The following is a 20,519-nucleotide window of genomic DNA, read 5'->3' as shown; positions in this document are numbered from 1 at the left end:
GCAGCGCGAGGCAAGAGCATGACAGTGACGACCCAGCCGGTGGTCACCACCCTCGACGACAACTGGAGCCCGGATTCCCAGAAAAAATCCGCGCTGGCCGGCACGGCGGTGCTGCAAAAGGCATTCGACCTGCTCGATCACATCGGGGAAGAACCGGGGCTGCTCGATTCGGCCGACCTGGCGCGCCGCACCGGCATGCCGCGGGCAACGCTCTACCGCATCCTGGCAGCTTTGCAGGCGCGGGGCCTGGTCCGCACCGATCCGGGCCGGCAGACCTATTCCCTGGGCTTTCACCTGATCGAACTGGCGCAGAATGTGTGGTCGTCGAGCGACCTCGTCTCGGTGGCGGCGGGCGAATTGCGCCGCCTGCGCGACATGACCGGGGAAACCTCCTATCTGGCGGTCATGCACGAGGGCAAAATGCGCTCGCTCGGGCGGTTCGACGGCGCCCATTCGCATCGCTCGGCCGCCGCGCTCGGCGTGACCAAGCCGGTGCATTGCACCTCGCAGGGCAAGGCCATGCTGTCCCATCTCAGCACTGCCCAGGTCACGGCCCTGCTCAACCAGCCGCTGCAACGCTTCACCGACAAGACCATTACCGATGTGCCGCAATTGCTGGCGCAGCTCGACATTGTCAGGGCGCGCGGCTTTGCCATCGACGACGAGGAAATCCTCGAAGGCACGCGCTGTGCCGGCGCGGCCATTCTCAATGCCGTGGGTCAGCCGATCGGTGCGATCAGCGTGGCAGGACCGACATTCCGGATCACGCCGCACCGGGCCGAACAGCTCGGCTACGAACTGGCGGCTGCCACGCAGCGCATTTCCCAGGAACTGAACCGGACCAGCGCGGTAACGACCAGCGACATTTCCCCCGCGACGGCCATCACCTCGGCCCAGGCCTTTCTCGGCGCCTCGGCGCTATGGCATGCCCAGGCGGGCGCCGTGGTCTGGATCGACCAGCTCGGGCCGACCGTGCATTGGTACGATGCAACGCCGACCGCCATAACGCTGGATACGCTCGATCGCCGTATCGACTGCGCCTTCCTGACCCATGACGGGGTCGTGCTGTTCACCCGTGGCGGGGCGATCCTGGTGCGGCGCGACGGCACCCAGCGGCAACTGCATTTCGACGCCCAGTTCCAGGCCCGGGCGGTGCGGACGGACCAGCGGGGTCGCGTCTGGGTTGCCGTCTTCAATACCGAGCGGAATATCTCTGCTATCGGCCAGTTCACCCCCGCCGGACCGGGCGATCCGGTCTGGGAAATCAGCGGGGAAGTCACCAGCCTAGCCATCAGCAGCGACGGCACGGCCTTCTATGCCTCGGTGCCGGCGCGCAACACGATCTATGTGATGAGCGAGGCCGATGGCCGCAAACGCGTGTTCAGCCGCCTGCCGGAAGCCACGGGCGCGCCGATGGGCCTGACGCTCGACGCCAATGACCGGCTCTGGGTTGGCGCCTATGACGGCTGGAGCGTGGTGCGGCTCGATGAAGACGGCGAATTCGAACATGTCGTGCCGCTGCCGGTGCCGACGCCCACGAGCCTGGCCTTCGGCGGCCCCGACCTGTCGACGCTTTACATCACCAGCGCGCGCTCCGGCCTTTCCACCGAGACGCTGCGCAATGCCTCCCAATCCGGTCGCCTGCTGGCCCTGCAATCATCGGTGGCCGGCGTCGCCGAGCCCGTGGCCGCCTTCAGCTTTCCCGACTGAAGTGGCCCGACGAAATTCAATACTGGACAGAAGATGACCATACAGCATGAGAGAATTCTGCTCACAGGCGCCAGCGGCCTGGTGGGCAGCGGCATCCGGCCCTATCTCGCCGAGCGCTTTGCCGAGATCGTGCTGCTCGACCGCACCGCGCCGGGCGACCTTGCCGGCAACGAACGGGTGGTGGTCGGCAATCTGAGCGACCGCGCCGTGCTGGCCGAGGCCATGGCCGGCGTCACCGGGGTGATCCATCTGGCCTGCGCGCATGGTTTCACCGTCAGCTTCGAGGACACGATCGACAGCAATTATCGCGGGCTGGTGCGGCTGCTGGAGGCCTTCGTCGCCGAGGGCGGCAGTCACTTCGTCTATGCCAGCAGCCATCACGGCTGGGGCTTTTATCCCCGCGGCGAACTGGTGCAGGAAACCGATCCGCCCCGGCCCGACGGCTGGTACGCGGTCAGCAAGATTTTCGGCGAGGCGGCAGTGGCGCATCTGGCCGATGCCCACGGCTTCAGTGCGCTCTCGCTGCGGATCGGCAATTGCGGGCCGGCGGTCACCGACGAACGCTGCACGCATATGTGGACCAGCTTCCGGGATGTGGCCGACCTCGCCGCGCGTGGGCTGCAGCGGCCCGAACTCGGGCACCGCGCCGTCTTCGCGACGGCCGATTGCGCCGAACCGTTCTTTGACAATAGCGGGCTCGCCGAACTCGGATTTTCAACCAGCGATCGGCCGGAGGACAATCTGGCCCGGCCATCTATATCAGGCGAGCCCAAGGCCGACGGTCTCATGGGTCTCGCGGTGGGCGGTGGCTATGCCGTCACCAACCTCAAAACCGATATCGCGACGTGGCAGCAGATCAATCAGGCCACGAGGCGTCGTTAATCGCGACTGTCCGACGTTATAACGGAGTCCTGCCAAGAAACGGCCGATCTTTGGTGTTGCAGATAACGTACCCGTGAGGGTTCGCGCGCAACGAACAGAGAGACATGCCGATGACCCGGATCCGTTACACGCTGAGCGAATATGTGGGAGACCCCAAGGACTGGTCTTACACCTGGGAACTCCGCGACGACGTAGCGCTCCAGGGCAATTGCGATTTCTGCGGCCAGACCGAGCAAAGGCTGACCTATGAAGTAGCGCGGGCGGCGGAGCGGCTGTGGATCTGCCAGCGTTGCGTGGGCCGCTATCCGGTCGGGGGCATGCTCGACGATTTCCGGCTGGGGCCGCGTTCGGCCCGCGCGCAGATTCACGGCCTCACCGCGCGGCTCAAGCAGCAGACCTGCCATGATATCATCAGGGAAGTGCGGGCGGCGGTTGCCGATCCGGCCCTCGAGGAGGTGCTGGTTTATTATGGCCGCAACCTGCAGCTCTCGCCGCAGCGTGCGGCCGTGCTGTTCGGCGCCCTGCCACAATTGCCGCGCGCCATCGATCCGCGCATTTTCGAAATCCAGAGCCGCAGCACGGCCCATCAGGAAGAATTCGGCGCGCTAACCGAAGCTCAACGCACCAGCGTCTGGCCGGCTCTGTCGCCGGTGCAGAAGCGGCGGCTGACGGCGCTCGGCTTTGCCCCGGCCGGCGCCGCTGCGCGCAAATCCGCCCGTAGCCAGCCCGCAACGCCCTCACGCAGTTGGCCGCCTCGCGCATATCTGCCGTGATCGCACCGGCAGGCTCCGAGCCGGACAGAAAAATACAGTGAGATCAGTAGCTTGGCATCCATCACCCGGCCTCGGGTGATGAGTGCTTGCTGCGGCCTCTGCCCCATTGAGAGCATGATCCATGCCGACGATTGGCGCATCGCTGCCAGACTTAAGGATGGGGATATATGCGGACTGCCCCGGACCATTTTCGATCCATTGCCCGGCTCGTCGCCTTCGGCACCCTGATGACCTTCGTGGCCGGACCCGCCGGGGCTAACGAGCCCTACATGCTGGGCGTATCCGACAAGATCAACATCAAGGTGGTGCAGTGGAAGGCGGTCGATTCCACCTTCGAGGAATGGACGGCCCTGGGCGGCGAATATGTGGTCGGCGCGGATGGCAATGTGAACTTCCCCATGGTCGGCGCCACCGCTGGCGCGGGCAAGACGTCCGCCGAACTGGCCGCCGAGCTTGGTTCCGGGTTGCAGCAGGCCCTCGGGCTGGTCACCGCGCCAACGGTCACGGTGGAGGTGGCGCAATATGGACCGGTCTATATTTCCGGCGACGTGGCCGCACCCGGCGAATACCCCTTCGCCCCCAACCTGACCGTGGTCAAGGCCTTGGCTTTGGCCGGGGGCGAGCGGCGCAGCGCCGAGGCCTCGGCGCGCCCAGAGCGCGAAATGCTGAACACCACCGGCGCATTGCAGGTGCTCGAAGACGAATATGATCGCCTGCTGATCCGCCGGGCACGCCTCGATGCCGAGCTTGCCGGACAAGGCGACATCGCCGTGCCGCCGGAGCTGGAAGGCAAGCCCGGCATCGAGAGCATGGTGGCCGCCGAAAAGGCCATACTCGACGCCCAGACGCGGCAGGCCGAGGCCCAATCCACCTCGCTGACCGATCAGGTTGGCCTGCTGACCAGCCAGATCGAGGCTTTCCAGCAGAAAGAGGGCGGCACCGAAACCCAGCTGGTGGTCGCACGCGAGCAGCTCGACAAGATCACGGCGCTCTCCGATGACGGCCTGGCTCTGGTGTCGCGCGTCGCCTCGCTCCAGACCAATGTCGCCGATCTCGAATCGCGCCTTCTCGACACGCAGACTGCCGCCCTTCAGGCGCAGCAGGACATCGCCGCGGCCAATCGCGAACAGGCACGGCTCGCCGACCAGCGCATTTCCGACCTGTCGCTGGAGCGGCAGACGGTGGATGGCCAGATCAGCGCCCTGGCGCTCAAGATCGCGACCCAGCGCGGCCTGGTGCAGGAGGCCGCGCTCTATACCGGCGCCGCCGTGCCCGGCGATGCCGCGCCCACTTACACCTATGCGATCATCCGCAATGGCGAGGAAATCGCCGCCGATCTCGGCACCCCGCTTGCAGCCGGCGATGTCGTTGTCGCCCGCCTCACACTCGCACCCTGAGACAGGAAACCACGATGACAAACACGATCTGGCTCGCCGCACTGGCACTGGCGGCGGGGCTCGGAACCACGCCCGTGCTGGCGCAGGATGGCGGTTTTTTCGACGATTTCGACCAGCTCGACCAGTCGCGCTGGTATGTTTCGGACGGCTGGAACAATGGCGCGCACCAGAACTGCACCTGGTCGGGCGATCAGGTGACAACCAGTGACGGCATGCTGCATGTCGGCTTCGCGCCCGTTCCGAAAGGCGAGCGGCAATATCGCTGCGGCGAGTTGCAGACGCGCGCCGCCTATGGTTTCGGCACTTATGAGGCCCGGCTGAAGACGCCCGCCGGCGCCGGGCTCAATGCGGCTTTCTTCACCTATATCGGGGCCCAGCAGGGCAAGCCGCATGACGAGATCGATTTCGAAATCCTGCTGCGCGACACCGGCAAGGTAGACACCACCACTTTCGTCAACGGCATCAGCGGCGATGGCGAAACCGGCAGCGGCCAGACCCATGCCCTGCCCCATAAGTCCGACAGCGATTTCGTCACCTTCGCCTTCACCTGGGGCCCGGACGAGCTGCGCTACTACATCGACGGCGAACTGGTTCGCACCATGAGCGACAAAACGACGATTCCCGACAATCCGCAGCGCATTTTCTTCAGCCTGTGGGGCACGGACACGCTCACCGACTGGATGGGGCAGTTTGCTGCGGTCGATACCCCCATTGCCATGGAAGTGGACTGGGTGGGTTTCACGCCATTGGGCGCGGACTGCGCATTCGACGCCTCCATTCTGTGCCAAGACAATGAGGACGAGTGATGAAGCTGGTATTCTTTCGCGGCAAGGTGCCGAATTTCGGCGACGAGCTGAACCTGCATGTCTGGCCTGCTTTGCTGCCCCAGGGCTTTCTGGACGAAGACGAAAGCGAGCTTTTCGTCGGCATCGGCTCCATCATCGGTGATCATCTCGATCCGGCGGCACGCAAATTCGTCATGGGCTCGGGCTATGCCGGCTATATGGGCCTACCTGACGTGCATGACGGCAGTTGGGACATCCGCTTCGTGCGCGGCCCCAATACGGCAAGGACGCTCGGCATCGATCCGACCCTCTCCATCTGCGACAGCGCCGTGCTGCTGCGCGCCCTGGACCTGCCCGAGCCTGACGACAGCGTCGATATCGCCTTCATGCCGCATTACGAGACGCTGGAGCGCGGCGACTGGGCCGAAGCCTGCCGCCTTGCGGGTATGACGCTGATCGATGCGACCGATCCGGTCGAGAAGGTGCTGAGCCAGATTCTTGGGGCGCGGCTGCTCATTACCGAAGCCATGCATGGCGCCATTGTCGCCGACGCGCTGCGCACGCCGTGGATCGGCGCCCGCCCGATCTATGGCGGCCATCACAAGAAATGGTTCGACTGGTCAGGCGCGCTCGACCTCGATGTGCGCCTCAATCCGCTCAAGCCGTGCAGCGTGCTGGAATATTACATTTCCCGCACCGGGCGCGGCGGCGCGCTGGGCAAGGTAGGGCGCTTCAGTGCCTCACCGCTCGCCACACTGCCCAATCGCATCCTGACCCAGATCGCGGCAGGGCATCTGCAGGCCATGGCGCGGCTCGAACCCCAGCTCAGCAGCGATGCGAAGATTGTCGAGGTTACGGAGCGCGCCCGCGACGCCGTGGACGCCTTCTTGGCGAGCCGCCGGGCGATAGCCTAGCGTCGGCGCAGGAAGCCGACCAGGCGCCCGATCCGCTCGCGGCCGAACAGCAATATGACGGCGCCGTAGCTCAAGGCTGCGGCGCCGATTGTCATGGTGAGGCGCAGGACGACATCGGCATTGGCCAGTTGCTGCTGCACCAACCAGCCGGCGCCCGCCATAACAGCGGTGGCCAGAATCGGCAGGGCGAAGGAGCCGAGATAGGCGAAGGCCGAAACGTGCAGCAGGCGCACCACCATATGCACCGAGGGCAGCCACATCAGGCCGTTGAGGATCACCAGCGAGATGGTGAGCGGCACGAGGCCCCAGCCTGAAAACAGGAAGATGTAGAGCACCGTCACGGCCTGCTTGCCGAGGATGTAGTAGAACCAGAGGTCGGCCTGGCCCTGGCTGCGGATCAGCGAGGACTGGAGCACGCCGACGGCGGTCAGGATGCCCAGGGCGCAGAAGGCCTGCACCACGGGTACCGCTTCCAGCCAATGGGTGCCAAAGGCCAGGGGCACGAAATCACCCGCCACCAGCGCCAGCCCGGCAAAGACCGGGAAGGCCACCACCGAAGAGGCGAACGTGCCGAGAAGATAGGCCTCGCGCAGCTTGGCTGGTTCGTGCTGCATGGAGGAGAGCAGCGAATAGGAGACGAGGTTGAGCGCCCCCGAGATCAGGTCCGTGAGGATCTGGAAGATGCGTCGGGCGAAGCCATAGAGACCCAGCCAGACCGGGCCGAGCAGCATGCCGATCAGCAATTGGTCGAGGCTCAGCGTGGAAATGAAATGATTGCCGGTCGAGAACAGGCCGAATGCCTTCAGATCGCCAAGAGCGCGTCGCTCGAAGCGCAGGCGGGGCCGCCAGCGGGCAGCGGCCAGCGCCCCGATGCAGGTTGTAACCGAGGAGGCCAGTTGCGAGGCCGCCAGCGCCCAGAGCCCGAAGCCGAACCAGAGCAGGGCCAGGCAGACGATTGCAGCCACGAGCGAGGCGATCGTGGTGCGCAAGGCGAGCATCTTGAACGACATGGTGCGCACCAGCAGCGCATTGGGCACAGCGGCCGCCATGTCGAAAATCACGCGCAGGGAAATGAACGGAATGAGCAGCAGCAGCGGCTCCTGCCCCGTGGCGCCCACGACGAAAGGTCCGGCCAGGCAGAGCGCGGCATAGATGAGCAAGGCGGCTCCGACGCAGAGCCAGAACACGGTATCGAGATGGATGGCCGCAATGACCCGCCGCTGGATCAGCGCTTCACGGAAACCGGCCGGCGCAACGGCGAGGCCGACCGTGGCAATGCTGGCCGCGAAGGCCACGATGCCGAATTCAGCCGGGCTCAACACCCGCGAAGTGGCGAGAAAGACGAGCAAGCCCAGCACCGCCGGCACGAGGCTGCTGACCAGCGACCAGATCGTGCCCTTGATGGCGGCCGAAGCGCGCCCGGTTGCAAGGTGGTCGAGCCGGGTGCCGCGCGTATCCGCCGCCAGGGTCATGCCCGGCCTGTGCCATGCCGCAGGCTGTCGCGCGAGGCGACGAAGCGGGTGAAATCAGGCGTGACGCGGCCGAGCAGGCAGATCACCAGGCCCCGCAGGCGGAGCCTGAAGGCTTCGAGAGCGGGCACATGGCCGGTCAGGCTCGCCCCGATCAGGGCCTTGCCGATGTTGATCGCGCGTGCGCCGGCAGGGGTGGCGAAACGCGGATCATGCATGAAGCGGGCGCGCTGCTCGCGGGTGGCTTCGCGCCATACCTTGCGGCGTAGGGCCTGCACCGCGCGCTTGAGGTCGAGTTCGCGCCGCAGGTAGCCGGCGGCCAGCCCGGCATTGCGGGTGGTCTGTTCCGCATTTTCTGCCCATACCGCCAGGGGATGCATGGCGACATAGACCGGCTCGATGATCGAATAGGTCCTGAGATATTCCTGCAGCGTCGCCGTGCAGGCATACTGGATTTCGAGTGGCGAAATGGCGCGCACCGACCAGAACAGCCCGCCATTCGATACGCCGATGCCCGCCAGCAGCGACATGCGGAAATCGTCTGGCTGGTAGAGACCTTCGGTGAACAGCTCGTCGAGTACGCCGCTGGTGCCGACATGTGCCTCTTGCGTGCCGCTCGCATATTCGAAGAACTGGTTGCGCAGCACGATCTCGACGCCCTGCTGCCGCGACAGCGCGATATTGGCGGCGCAGAATTCGGGCAGGATGAAATTGTCGTCCTCGACGACGCAGAAATATTCCGCGCCATGCGGGTTTTCCGCGCTGAAGCAGTGGTCGATATTGCGCGAGGCGAAGAGCTGCGGCTTGTTGGACGTATAGCGGATACGTGCATCATCAAGGGCGGCGACCACGGCGCGACCGGCTTGATCGGGATCGTCGTCATAGACGTCGCAGACCCAATCCGGCCAGCTCTGGTCGATCATGGATTGCAGTGCCCGGCGCAGCGCTTCGGGGCGCTTGTAGGTCGGGGTGCGGATATTGACGAGGCCGGATCGGTTATCGGACATGGCTCAGCAAGCCTCCGGGATGGATTTGCGGGCGCTCGGCCCGGTTGCGCCGCAAGGCGATGAGGCCCTGGCAGGCATAGATCAGCGTCGCCACGCCCATGATGGAGCGGATGGAAAACTCGAAGAACACTTCCACCTCGATGAAGCTGCGCAGGATCATCAGCGCCTGCAGCGACAGCAGCAGCGCATTGGCGGCATTGGGCCGGGCGAAGGTGTAGATGGCCATCAGGATAGCGCCGCCATACATTATGGCGACCTGGAGCCCGAGGCCGATCAGGCCGATCTCGACGGCGTTGGAAATATAGGTGTTGTGGAAGTTGAAGCCGGCGCCCGAGGGTACGTCGAACATGGCCCAGAGCTGTTCGGCCGGCCCGAAGCCCACGACCCAGAAGGAGCGATAACCCAGCCCCTGCAAAGGCCGCTCGGCGATATAGCTCAGCCCGAGCGCCCAGAGATCGGTACGTCCGGTGAGGGTTGGATCCTTGCCCGATCCCTCCAGCACTTCGGCCAGCATAGCATCGCCCGCCACCAGCACGAACAGGCCGAGCGCGGCGACGCCCAGGACGATCATGGTTGCGAGAAACAGCCTTTGCATGCCCGTCAGGCGGTCGATCAGCAGGGTCAGCAGCAGGATGGCGAGACAGGGCGCCACCATCAGGATGGCGCCCGCCGACTGGGCCAATATTAGGAGCGGCCCGGAAGCCAGCGCGCCGGCGAGGCCAGTGAGCCGCAACCAGAGCGCGGATTCCCGGTCTGCCGCAACGGCCGCGGCCACCAGCACGAAAACCGCCATATGGGCGGCAAAGGCATTCTTGCTGCCAAAGACGCCGAGCCAGGCGCCGCCCGTGCCGGTGCGGCCGAAGCCGATGCTGGCCAGCACGCCAATGCCATAGACGATAAACATCAGCCGCATCAGCGTCCGGGTCGATAGCCGTCCCGTCATGACGATGGCAAAGACCAGGGTGAAGGCAAGCTGGACGCCGTAGCGCAGTGAATTGGCGGGATAGAGCGACCACAGGGCCGTCAGCATGCAATAGGCAGGCAGCAGCAGCACGAACCACCAGCGCATGACCGAATCCATGCTCTGGTTGATATTGCTGACCATCAGCAGGCCGGCGCAGCCCATGAAGGTCAGTGCGGCGAGCGGCCCGAACATGGCGTTGAGCACCAAAGCCGCGAAGGCGCCGAAGACCAGGACCGTGGCCAGGCTGACGGTGATCTGTTGGCGAGCCATCACGATGGCTCCCGCACCAGCGCTGGCGCGGCAACTTCAGCCTCCGGGATGAAACCGGCGGCATAACGGCCGGCCGCATCGAGCGGAATGCAGCGAATGGCGCCGAGCCCGCGCCGAGCCGCAAGTTCCCGCCAAACCTGGCGCGGACGCGGGGCCGACCAGTCGGTCGCGACGGCAGAAAGATAGGCCGGCACCGGATCGGTGGCCCCTGCCGTTTCGGATGCGCCCAGCATGAGAAGCGGCGAGACGTGACGTGGCGGGATCGCCTGCCTGCGAGTCCGGCCCTCGCTGAACGAGCGCCATAGCCGCCACAGATGTTCGGGATTGCCAGCCAGCGCCGCCAGTGCTGCCGACCAGCGCCGCGCCTTGATGCTGGCCACCAGCCGCTCATAGTTCAGGCCCTGGCGCAGATTGCGCTGCCGTTGTGCGAAGGCCGCCGACAGGGCCGCATCCAGCGGTGCATGGGCATCGACCAGCGCCTGCTGGCGAGCGATCATCGCTTCCATATCCGCGACGGGAAGCCGGTGGGAGATGGAGCCGGAATGGCGGCGGTAGAGATAATAGGGCTCGGGCACGACCAGCAGGCTTGCACCATCCAGCAGAAGGCGCAGCACGAGGTCGTAATCCTCCCCGATCCGCAGGGCTTCATCGTAGCGCAACGCCCCAAGGCAGCTCGAACGGATCATGGGCTTGAGATAACCCAGAGCCGGCGAGCCATCGACGCCGGCGCGCACCCATTGCTCGGGCGAAACCGTGAAACAGCGGTCGGTCCCCTCGCCCAGCATCAGCCGTGGCGCCGTCCCGTCCTCGAAGAACAGCAGCAGGTCATCCGCGACGATATCGGCGCCGTGCTGCCCGGCGGCAGCCAGCAAGCGCTCGAAGCGTTCGGGATGAATGATATCGTCGGAATCGACGATGGCGATCCAGTGCCCGCGTGCCGCGTCGAGCGCACGGTTACGGCAGCGCGCCGGCCCGCCATTGGCTTCTGATGTCAGCAGGCGAACACGGCTGTCTTCGGCCATCAGGCGGCGCATATGGAGCAGGCTGACGTCGTTCGAGCCATCATCACTGACGATCAACTCGAGATCGGCCATGGTCTGGCGCAGCACCGAACGCATGGCGTGGATGATGCGGTCGCCGGCCTGGTAATTGGCCATCACCACCGAAACGAGCGGAGCGGCCGGCTGGTCGCGGGCAGCGGGATTCATTGCATTCCCCAGCTCAAGCGCGAACCGCTTCAGGCGGCACCATTGCCCGTCGCGGAAGCGGCAGACGCCGCCACGCCGCTGTCGAGTTCGGCCATCAATTCAGTGAATTTGCCGATCTGCACATCGAGCATCTGCAGCCGTCGCCGGGCATTGGCCGCGTTCTGCTCGGCCGAACGGATGACGGTTTCATCCGCCGCAGCGCGGGTGCCGTAATCGCCCGACGTGTCGATCATGGTCGCCGCCTGGGCATGATAAAGGTCGAGGCGTTGCTGCAGGCCATCGCGTTCGCGTCGGGCATCGCCCAGCGCCATGGCAATGGCATTGCGGACGGTTTCGAGCCGCACCTGATCGGTTTCGGCGTCGCGTCCGGGATTGCGAATGCGGAAGGCACGGGGGCGCAGGGAAAAAACCGCCATTGCAGGTCTCCTATCGGCTGCCGGTCCTGAAGGCGACCACCTTCACCGTCTTGACGAGGATGAACATGTCGCCCAGGAAGGACCATTCGCGGACATAGCGGCAGTCGAGCTGCACGCGCTGGTCGTAGTCGACATCGCTGCGGCCGCTCACCTGCCAAAGGCCGGTAATGCCGGGACGAACCGCAGCATAATGGTCAATCTTGTCCGCATAGCGGATCACCTCGTCCTCCACGATCGGACGCGGCCCGACAAGGCTCATGTCGCCACGGATGACGTTGATGAGCTGGGGCAATTCGTCGAGGCTGGTGACGCGCAGGAAGCGGCCGAGCCGCGTGATGCGCGGGTCATCGCGCAGTTTCTGCGAGGCCTCCCACTCGGCGCGCGCCTGCGGGAAAGCCTCCAGGTGCCGTCTTAGCGCTTCCTGGGAATTGACCACCATGGAGCGGAACTTGAGGCACCGGAACCGCTTGCCGTTCTGCCCGACCCGCTCATGAGCGAACAGGATCGGCCCGCGATCGGTCGAAAACATGATGACGGCGATGAAAAACATGGCGGGCAGCGCAAAGACCAGCATGGTCGACGCTGCCACGACATCGAAAGCCCGCTTGGCAGTGCCCTGGCGAGGCATGCCGGCACTGGACGAAGCGTTCGAAGACCCGAGGTCGGCATTGCTAATCGACATGACATTCTCTCTCAGATTGGCCTTGAGAGAAGAGGGTTGCCAAGCGCACCGCGCTCGATCGAGACCACATCCTCAGACTCCAGAACGGACTTCGGACTGCCGCCCGAAAAGCCGCTTCTGCTGGCCGCCGGCCCGGGGCCATTGGTGACATGAGGGGAGGCAAACATGCGGTTGAAAGCGTGGCAACGCTTGGCATGCATGGCTGTCATTCAGCTCTGCGCCATAAAATCCCCCAAAATGGAGGGTGCTTAGATATTACAAATCAGCGACTTAAGTAGATGCTGACCGCCCCGCATGCATTCTACTGTCTAGGCGGCGCCTCGGGCGGCGCCATGCGCCGGATGCAAGTATCCGTTTGGTACATTGCCACACTGACCGCAAAAAACTACAGGCTGAACAGGAACACCAGGCCGTTCCAGAGCAGGTAGATGCCGACCCAGGCCAGGGCCATCACGCCGATGGCCACGAGCCCCCATGGCCAGGCAAGGGACGGGCGGGCGTTGCTTGCCGGTGAAGCCAGCAAAGCCGGCTTGCGCGCCGGGCCTTCCTCGGGCCGCTTGCCTTCCACGGATTCCTCCCTGTCGCCTTTGATCGGCGAAACGTCGTTCAAGGACATGGCGACCAACGCGCCATGGCAGCCCTATGTCACTACCAGCACCGGGTAAATACAATCCTTGCGGGCACATTAAAATGGCCCCGGCTTCACGACTGCGTCACACCCGTGCGCCGGGCCAGGCGCTTTACTTGCTGCCTCGGATCGGCTGCACCTCAATACACTTCACAATTTCAGAACAATTTTGAACTGCTACCCAGCAGAAGTCGCTCAAATTCGACAATTCGATGAAAAAGTGCCCAAGTTTGGACAAAGAGACACAACAGCAAAACTGCAATCGAGCCATGCCGAAATATCAGTCGATTTGCCTGGATCGACTTAATTTCACATGGTCCACTTCGCGCGTAAGTTACACATCACCAGGAGAAGGTCATGGTAAAACGCGTCAAGACTGCCGTTTTCCCGGTCGCCGGGCTTGGAACACGTTTTCTGCCGGCAACCAAGGCAATGCCGAAGGAGATGCTGACGGTCGTCGATCGCCCACTCATTCAATATGCCGTCGATGAGGCCCGCGAGGCGGGAATCACCCACTTCGTCTTCGTCACCGGCCGCAACAAGGGGGTCATCGAGGATCACTTCGATCGCCAGTTCGAGCTGGAAACGACGCTGGAACAACGCGGCAAGCAGGCCGCCCTTGCCGAGCTGCAGAAGGATCTGCCCTCCGCCGGCCGCACCAGTTTTACCCGGCAACAGGAGCCGCTCGGCCTGGGCCATGCGGTGTGGTGCGCGCGCGAGATCATCGGCGACGAACCCTTCGCGCTGCTCCTGCCCGACATGCTCTTCAAGGCGCGCCGCGGCGTGCTGAAGCAGATGATGGAAACCTATGAAGAGACCGGCGGCAATGTCCTCGCCGTCGAGGATGTGCCACGACAGGACGTCTCATCCTATGGCGTGGTGAGGCGTGGTGCCGGTGACGATTCCGGTTTCCACATTTCCGGCATGGTCGAAAAACCCAGGCCGGAAGAGGCGCCCTCCAATCTCATCATCTCGGGCCGCTACATCCTGCAGCCGGAGATCTTCACGCTGCTGGCCGACCAGCCGCGCGGCGCCGGCGGCGAGATTCAGCTCACCGATGCCATGCAGACGCTGATGCACAGCCAGCCTTTCTTCGGCGTCAGGTATGAGGGCCAGAGCTTCGATTGCGGCTCCAAGATCGGCTTCCTCACCGCCAATGTCGCCTATGCGCTTGATCGCGACGATATCGGTGACGACTTCCTGGCCGCGCTATCCAGGATCGGGCTGCGCAATGCGCTGATCGACGGGTTCAAGATCGCCGCCGAATAATCCAGGAGCCCAGGCGGCGCCTTAGTTGGGCGCCGTCTGCTCGATCTGCTCGATGCGGGTTTCGCCGCGATAGGCGAACCTTTCGAGCCCCCCATTTCGGTGAATTTGGGCAGGGTGCCGAGATCCACCTTGTTGAGCACCACGCCAATGATGTGATCGGCCAGTTCCGGCTCGCGTTCGAGCATGTTGCGGACCAGACGCCGCGGAGTCTTGCCCCATTCGGCCACCAGCACGCTGGCATCGGTGAACGGCAGGACCGAGAGCGCATCGATGACAGGCCCCAGCGGCGGCAGGTCGATGATGACATAGTCGAACTGGCCCCGCGCCTCGGCCAGGACCTTCTGCATGGCAATGCCGGAAAGATCGCCGCCGCCGGCTTCCGGCGCCGCGGCGGACAGCATCACCATACCCGTATCGTGATCGGTTACCGCGACCTTGTGCCAATCGCCTTGTTGCGATGGCATGATCCGCGCGGGCAGCCCGGGGCGACCGCCGATATCGGCATCAACAAGCAGGACGCGCGCGCCGATCGCGGTCAGCATCTCGGCAAGCGAGAGCGCGAAGGTTGACTTGCCCTCGTCCGGAAGGACCGACAGGACCCCCAGCACGGCCGTGCCGCGATCCGCCATCGGCTGGAGTACGAGGCGCGTCGATTTCAGCGTCTCGATAAAAGGGGCACCCCAGCGCCGACCCATGCGCGACATCAGCGCGCCGCGCACCAGGGTGCGGATGCTTTTCTGCCTGCCGGCTGGCGAGGCGGCATCGATCCGGAGGTGCGGGATGTAACCCAGGAAGCGCATGCCGAGCTGCTTCCGTACCTGCGCGCCGGTGCGGAAGCCCCGCTCGCGCAATTCGTTGAGCATGGCCAGGACCGCGCCCATGAAACAACCGGCAATCAGCGCCGCCGCCAGCGTTATCAGCGTTCGCGGGCTGGACGGCGCGTCCGGCAGCAGCGCGTCGGTGACGATGCGCACCGATGGAATGGGGAAGCTCTGCCGCTGCACCGCCTCTTCATAGCGGGCGAGGTAGCTGTTGTAGAGCGTGCGCAGGGCGTCGGACCGCTGCTGCAATTCATTGAGGCGCACCTGTTCCTGGCTCACCGCGCCGGCGCTCTGGCCTTCCGCGTCGATATCGCTGCGCAAGCCCGCTTCCTGCTGCTGGGCGATGGCGAGCTGGGTGCGGTATTGCGCGTCGATATTCTGCAATAGTGCGAAGATGCGGTTATCAAGTGCCGATCGTTCGGCATTGAGGGCCGCGATCTGCGGGTGGTCCGAACCATAGCTCGCCTCGATTTCGGCGATGCGGCTGTTGAGCGTCGCCGCCTGGTTGCGCAGCGTGGCGATCTCGGCCGGATCGGTCTGCGAGCCGCTGAGCAGCGAGACATAGTCCGAGGCCTGTTCCGGCCCCGCTGCGACCACGCTGTTCAATTGGCCGGACAGGGCGCGCAGGCGGGCGGTTTCCGCCTGCGCCTCGGCAAGCTGGTTGGAGAGGGATTCGATGCGCCTGGTGGTGAGGTCGCGATCCTGGCCGACCGTGAGGCCGGCCTGCTGGCGATATTGCTCGATGGCCAGGCTCGCCTGGCGCTGGCTCTCACCGATTTCCGCCAGCCGCTGTTGCAACCAATCGGCTGCCGCGCTGGTCGCCTCAAGTTCGGCATTGAGCTGGTCCTGCAGCAGCGCGCGCGCATAGGCGCTGGAAATGCGTTGCGCCAGTTCGGGGGTGGCAGCCTCGTAGCCGACGCGAATGATGGCGCTGCGCCCCATGCGGTCCACCTGGACATTGGCGCGCAACATTCCCACAACCTCGTCGAGGCTGGCTTCGAGCACGGCCGGCCGCTGCGGCGGGCCCATGCCCACCAGGCTCTTCACCCGCTGCGAGAAGGACAGCGGCGGGTTGAGGAATTCCTGGTCCGCCATGAGGTTTTCCGCTTCAGCCACGGTCTTGGCGACGCGACTCGACCGCAGCACCTCGATCTGGTTGAGCACCTGCGCTTCGAGATCGGTGGCACTGGTGGGCGTGGCCGCGCCATCGCTGGTCACCTGCTGCAGGTTGCGGTCGATCAGGATCTGTCCGGCCGAAACATAGGCCCGTGGCGCCAGCACCAGATAGGCGAGGGCCAGCAGCGTGGTGACGCCGATGCATAGCCCCAGCACCAGCGCCTGCCGGCGGATCAGCGCGAAGATGCGATCGAGATCGATGGTCTTGAGGTCGGTGGGCTGCGGTGGCAGCATTTCCGGATAGCTGGTTCTGTCAAGCATGGGGGCTCCGATCAGGGCGAGGCGGGCTGGCCGTAATGTTCGGCCTGGCGCAGGCCCAGAATGCCGCCCGCCACCCCCATATGGAGGACAGCGCGCAGCCAGTTTCGGCGCCGGAGCACCGGCGAAAGGGCCGTAAAACCCGTCATGGCACAGCAATAGACAATCTTGGCGGCGACCACGGGCAGGCTGTGCCATGACGCGCCGCGCATCAGCATGCCATGCGTCTGGCCGAAGCGGAGGCGGCGGCGGACCAGCCAGGCCATGGTGGCGCGTTCGGGTGGCACCGGCTCTTCCACCACGGCGTCGGGCGCGTAATCGATGGCGCCGCCCTGCTCGACCAGGCGATAGAAGAAATCGGTGTCCTCGCCGCCCGAGCGGCCCAGGGCGCGGTCGAAGCGCAGCGACCGGAACGGTTCGGACCAGCGCATGAGCATGTTGCAGGTATAGCCCGTGCGAATGCGGCCCGAGACGAAGACCGGCAGGGTCGAATGGAAATCGCCCCGCACCATCCAGGCCGGCGCGTCATCGGCATAGATGGCGCAAACCGGACCCAGCACGGCGGCCGCGCCACTCCGCTCGACCTGGGTCACCAGCGCCGTCAGCCAGTTGGGTTTCACCACTTCGTCGTCATCGATGAAGGCCACATAATCCGCGTCAGCCGCATCGAGGCAGGCATTGCGCGCGATGCAGATATTGGCCGCGGGGGCATGCAGATATTGCACCGGGAAAGGCAGGCTCGCGGCCAACGCCGCCACCAGCGGTCGCGCCGAGGGCTCGGCATCGTTATCGGCGATGATGAGCCTGACCGCGTGCCCGCCCGTTTCCAGCATGGCGATGGAGCGCAACGTGTTAGCCAGGAACGGTCGGCGAAAGGTGCAGATACAGATATCGATGCTTGCCATGCCGCCTCACATCGCTTCGCGCCGGAACGGGCGCTGGAGGACATGCAGCCAGAAGCCGGACGACCAGGCGAAATGCATGATCATCGCAGCCCAGCCGACCAAGGGAGAAAGCCACATGGGCATGCCATATTGCGGGTAATATTTCCGCGCCGCATGCATGCCGAGCGCAATGCAGCCAATGCCCCACAGGCCCAGTGGAACGAGGAAAGCCCAGTGCCAGATGGATAAAGCCGCCAGCAGCACGACCGGCAGGATGGCAAGTGGCGCCAACTGCCGCAGCCGCGGCAGCATCCGGTGCTTGAGAATATTGCGCGCCCTGCCGCCGCCATAGCCGAAATATTGCCGGAACAGCCCGGCCATGGTGTCCCGTGGGCTATAGATCATCCCGGTGCGATCGGTGAGCCAGATCACATTGCCGGCGCGACGCAGGCGATAGTCGAGTTCGGCATCCTCATTGCAGCGGAAGTTCTCGTCATAGCCGCCCACGGCGCGAAAGGCTGCGACGCGCATCAGGGCGTGATGGCCATGATCGACCGGCCCCGACAGCTTGCCGGTGCGATGCGCCGATCCGCCAGTGCCGATGGGCGAATTCTGCGCCGTCGCCACCGCGCGCTGGAATGCCGCGTGGCCGACAGTGGTCATCGGCACGACCACGCTGCCGACCCCGCGCTCCTCGGCTTCAGCCACCAGCGTCCGGCAGTAATCGGCCGGGTAACTGCCATGCGCATCGATGCGGATGAGGTAATCCATGTCGGCGCCGAAGGTCGCGACCGCCAGGTTGATCGCGGCGGACTGGATACGGCGCGGATTGTGAATGAGCACGATGCGCGGCGTGGCTGCAGCTTTGCTGGCGACGATATCGGGCGTGCCGTCGCTGCTGCCGCCATCGGCCACGACGATCCGTGCCTCCAGCGCCTCCGCCTCGACCAGCAGCGCATCGAGCAGCGGCCCGATATGCCGGGCTTCGTTGAGCGTGGGCACGATGATCAGCGTTTTGGCGCTCATTCGGCTGCCTCCAGCGCCGGGCGGACAACTGGCGCGCGCACCAACTGGTTCACCAGTTGGCGGCATTCCGCCTCGATGCAGCGGAACAGGCGCTGATCGAGCTGCGCCACGGCGTCGGCCAGCGTGCGAAGCCGCTCCGGTGTCATGCCGGAAAAGAGTTCGACCAGCGTTTGACGCTCGATATCAGGGACGATCACGCCGATACCCAGCCGCTCGATATAGGCGGCCATCTCGGTATCTTGCAGCGCGATGGGAATGGCGCCATTCAGGCACCCTTCATAGAGGCGGTTCGGCAGGAGCCAGGTGGAGTTCTGCCCTTCCTCGAACAGATCGATGGCCCAGACAAAGTGTATGGCCGAGTAGATGCCGGCCAGGTCGCCGGGATAATTGTAGGCGCCGCCAAAATTGAGATGCGGCGCCGTGGCGACCGTGCCGTGGAAATCGGAAAACTCCGTAAGGGCCGGTCGGCCGCGCAGCGTGACCTCGATGCGGCCATCGAAAGCCGCCGCCAGCCCTTGCAGGGCCGCGAGCGACCGGCTGCAGCGCAGCGCACCGAACCAGCCGATCTGGATCGGCTGCGCTTTTCCAGCCAGAACAGGATTGCGACCCGTTTCAACCAGGTCCGGCGCGAACACCTTGTTCTCGACCAGGGCGAGTGGAGGCGGCGACTGACCTTCGAAATGGTTCGTGATGAATGCCGGGGAGCTGGTGATAAGAAGGTCGGCCTGTCGCATCAGGCGCCGCTCCACCGCACGCATCGCGCCGCCAACGCCATCCTGTCGCAGCATCAGCCGGTGGATATCGAGGCATTCGTAGACCAGAGCCGGCGCGTCGGGCCAGATCGGCAGCAGCCGGCTCGCCACTGCCAGCATTTCGAGGTTGCGCGCCACGATAACGTCGGGCCGTGCGAAGCCCTTCCCCCAGCCTTTCGCCGTGCCCCCGGCGCGCAAGGTGGCGAACAGGCGCTGCAGCATGCGTCCATCATGGGTGATGTCGAGTTCGACCACATTGGCCAGCGGCAAATCGGCCGGCGGAGCGTCTGCCCGGCGGAACCCGGCAATATCCACCTCGGCCCCGCCCAGGCGGAACATCGCCACCCGCCGCGACACGGCGGGGTCGGACAGGTTGGGCACCAGATAGAGTATTCTCGGCAACGTCGCGCCTCCTGCCAGGCGGGAAACCCACCTGCTTCGGGTTAAGCGGCGTGCAGCACGGGCTACGCCTGCTCCGGGACGGAATGCCACGGAAGGCGACAAGTTGAAGATGGGAGCATCATGCGGTCAACGGCATGGCTCGTGACGCAACCATGCGCGCCGCACATACCCAAAAGCCGCCTTAATCGCGCGAGGCCGGATGGTCAGCGGCGCCAAAATACCAGGCCATGAGTTCGGCGGTATTGCCGAGCCCGAGCGCGCGCAACAGGCGCAAGCGGTGGGTATCGACCGAGCGGCGGGAGAGGCCGAGTTCCTGGGCGATCGCCGCACTGGTCTTGCCCAGCGCGATGAGCGAAAGAATCTGGCGCTGGCGATCGGTCAGGCCGTCGCGGTGGTCCAGAACCGGCCGCGCCATTTCATCGAAACAATAGATCGCTTCCGAGAATGGATCGGCCTCGATCATCGAGCGCCCACGCACGCGACACCAGAATCGGGTGTCGTCCCGCCGCTTCATGATGCGTTCGTCGGTATAGGTCCGACCACCGGAGAAGTTCTTTCGCCACAGGTTGCCGACCATGACGAAGTCGGCGAGGCGTGGATAGAGAGTGTTGAAACTCTGGTCGACCAGCTCGTCGGGGGAATAGCCGAAGAGCGCCGAAAAGGCCGGATTGACCTCGCGAATGATCCTGTGGGTGGCAAAGACCATCGGTACGGGCATCGCCTCGAGCGCAAACTGCCGGGTCGTGGCTGGTCGTGCAGTCATGACGTATAAATACGTCTAACCGCTGCTGGCCCGCAAGCGCTAACCTCGCCGGCAATGAGCGTC

Annotated in this window: 19 protein-coding genes; 7 read left to right on the top strand and 12 right to left on the bottom strand. The window is 64.8% G+C overall.

Annotated features, from left to right (window positions below):
* Positions 1-18: 18 nt before the first annotated feature.
* The 6 genes from NVV79_RS08235 to NVV79_RS08210 all read left to right on the top strand — a co-directional run bounded on the left by NVV79_RS08235 (position 19) and on the right by NVV79_RS08210 (position 6,461).
* On the top strand, positions 19-1,710 hold the full coding sequence (locus NVV79_RS08235) for an SMP-30/gluconolactonase/LRE family protein (protein ID WP_303987959.1): 1,692 nt from the start codon (positions 19-21) through the stop codon (positions 1,708-1,710).
* 33 nt (positions 1,711-1,743) lie between these two features.
* A complete protein-coding gene (locus NVV79_RS08230) occupies positions 1,744-2,592 on the top strand; it encodes an NAD(P)-dependent oxidoreductase (RefSeq protein ID WP_303987957.1) in 849 nt (282 codons plus the stop codon).
* A 110-nt stretch (positions 2,593-2,702) separates the two neighbouring features.
* Positions 2,703-3,365: a hypothetical protein gene (locus NVV79_RS08225; RefSeq protein WP_303987955.1), complete on the top strand. Its 663-nt coding sequence runs from the start codon at positions 2,703-2,705 to the stop codon at positions 3,363-3,365.
* A gap of 167 nt (positions 3,366-3,532) precedes the next feature.
* On the top strand, positions 3,533-4,762 hold the full coding sequence (locus NVV79_RS08220; protein WP_303987953.1) for a polysaccharide biosynthesis/export family protein: 1,230 nt from the start codon (positions 3,533-3,535) through the stop codon (positions 4,760-4,762).
* Positions 4,763-4,776: 14 nt separating this feature from the next.
* Complete coding sequence (locus NVV79_RS08215; protein WP_303987950.1) at positions 4,777-5,568, top strand: family 16 glycosylhydrolase; 792 nt, start codon at positions 4,777-4,779, stop codon at positions 5,566-5,568.
* Positions 5,568-6,461: a polysaccharide pyruvyl transferase family protein gene (locus NVV79_RS08210; protein WP_303987949.1), complete on the top strand. Its 894-nt coding sequence runs from the start codon at positions 5,568-5,570 to the stop codon at positions 6,459-6,461. The genes NVV79_RS08215 and NVV79_RS08210 overlap by 1 nt, the downstream gene beginning before the upstream one ends.
* Here the strand turns inward: NVV79_RS08210 and NVV79_RS08205 are convergent.
* From NVV79_RS08205 to NVV79_RS08175, 7 genes are all read right to left on the bottom strand, one after another.
* Positions 6,458-7,933 carry a lipopolysaccharide biosynthesis protein gene (locus NVV79_RS08205; RefSeq protein ID WP_303987948.1) on the bottom strand — a complete coding sequence of 492 codons (1,476 nt, stop codon included), beginning with the start codon at positions 7,931-7,933 and terminating at the stop codon, positions 6,458-6,460. The two genes, NVV79_RS08210 and NVV79_RS08205, sit on opposite strands and share 4 nt — an antisense overlap.
* A complete protein-coding gene (locus NVV79_RS08200) occupies positions 7,930-8,937 on the bottom strand; it encodes a glycosyltransferase (protein WP_303987945.1) in 1,008 nt (335 codons plus the stop codon). The genes NVV79_RS08205 and NVV79_RS08200 overlap by 4 nt, the downstream gene beginning before the upstream one ends.
* Entirely contained in the window at positions 8,927-10,171 is a 1,245-nt protein-coding gene (locus NVV79_RS08195; RefSeq protein WP_303987943.1) for an O-antigen ligase, read from the bottom strand. Before NVV79_RS08195 ends, NVV79_RS08200 begins: the two co-directional genes overlap by 11 nt.
* Positions 10,171-11,379 carry a glycosyltransferase family 2 protein gene (locus NVV79_RS08190; RefSeq protein ID WP_303987942.1) on the bottom strand — a complete coding sequence of 403 codons (1,209 nt, stop codon included), beginning with the start codon at positions 11,377-11,379 and terminating at the stop codon, positions 10,171-10,173. Before NVV79_RS08190 ends, NVV79_RS08195 begins: the two co-directional genes overlap by 1 nt.
* 29 nt (positions 11,380-11,408) lie before the next feature.
* Positions 11,409-11,795, bottom strand: a complete 387-nt coding sequence (locus tag NVV79_RS08185) for a hypothetical protein (protein ID WP_303987940.1) — start codon at positions 11,793-11,795, stop codon at positions 11,409-11,411.
* Between the two features lie 10 nt (positions 11,796-11,805).
* Positions 11,806-12,477 (bottom strand): sugar transferase, encoded by a 672-nt coding sequence (locus NVV79_RS08180; RefSeq protein ID WP_303987938.1) that lies wholly within the window; start codon positions 12,475-12,477, stop codon positions 11,806-11,808.
* 385 nt (positions 12,478-12,862) lie between these two features.
* Complete coding sequence (locus tag NVV79_RS08175) at positions 12,863-13,093, bottom strand: hypothetical protein (RefSeq protein ID WP_303987936.1); 231 nt, start codon at positions 13,091-13,093, stop codon at positions 12,863-12,865.
* Positions 13,094-13,462: 369 nt separating this feature from the next.
* Between NVV79_RS08175 and galU the strand changes: the two genes are divergently transcribed.
* Entirely contained in the window at positions 13,463-14,374 is a 912-nt protein-coding gene (gene galU, locus NVV79_RS08170; RefSeq protein ID WP_303987934.1) for a UTP--glucose-1-phosphate uridylyltransferase GalU, read from the top strand.
* Here galU and NVV79_RS08165 read toward each other — a convergent pair.
* From NVV79_RS08165 to NVV79_RS08145, 5 genes are all read right to left on the bottom strand, one after another.
* Positions 14,269-16,632: a Wzz/FepE/Etk N-terminal domain-containing protein gene (locus NVV79_RS08165; protein WP_303987932.1), complete on the bottom strand. Its 2,364-nt coding sequence runs from the start codon at positions 16,630-16,632 to the stop codon at positions 14,269-14,271. The genes galU and NVV79_RS08165 overlap by 106 nt on opposite strands.
* A gap of 11 nt (positions 16,633-16,643) precedes the next feature.
* Positions 16,644-17,534 (bottom strand): glycosyltransferase family 2 protein, encoded by an 891-nt coding sequence (locus NVV79_RS08160; protein WP_303987931.1) that lies wholly within the window; start codon positions 17,532-17,534, stop codon positions 16,644-16,646.
* A 6-nt stretch (positions 17,535-17,540) separates the two neighbouring features.
* Positions 17,541-18,539, bottom strand: a complete 999-nt coding sequence (locus NVV79_RS08155; RefSeq protein WP_303987929.1) for a glycosyltransferase family 2 protein — start codon at positions 18,537-18,539, stop codon at positions 17,541-17,543.
* Entirely contained in the window at positions 18,536-19,693 is a 1,158-nt protein-coding gene (locus NVV79_RS08150) for a glycosyltransferase (protein WP_303987927.1), read from the bottom strand. The genes NVV79_RS08155 and NVV79_RS08150 overlap by 4 nt, the downstream gene beginning before the upstream one ends.
* A gap of 181 nt (positions 19,694-19,874) precedes the next feature.
* Positions 19,875-20,456 carry a LuxR C-terminal-related transcriptional regulator gene (locus tag NVV79_RS08145; protein ID WP_303987925.1) on the bottom strand — a complete coding sequence of 194 codons (582 nt, stop codon included), beginning with the start codon at positions 20,454-20,456 and terminating at the stop codon, positions 19,875-19,877.
* Between the last annotated feature and the right edge of the window lie 63 nt (positions 20,457-20,519).

Origin of the sequence: Devosia ginsengisoli, assembly GCF_024707105.1 — a bacterium.
In the GTDB taxonomy this organism is placed as follows: domain Bacteria; phylum Pseudomonadota; class Alphaproteobacteria; order Rhizobiales; family Devosiaceae; genus Devosia; species Devosia ginsengisoli_A.
Note: the sequence above shows the minus strand (reverse complement) of the source record. Positions and strands in the feature narration are given on the sequence as shown.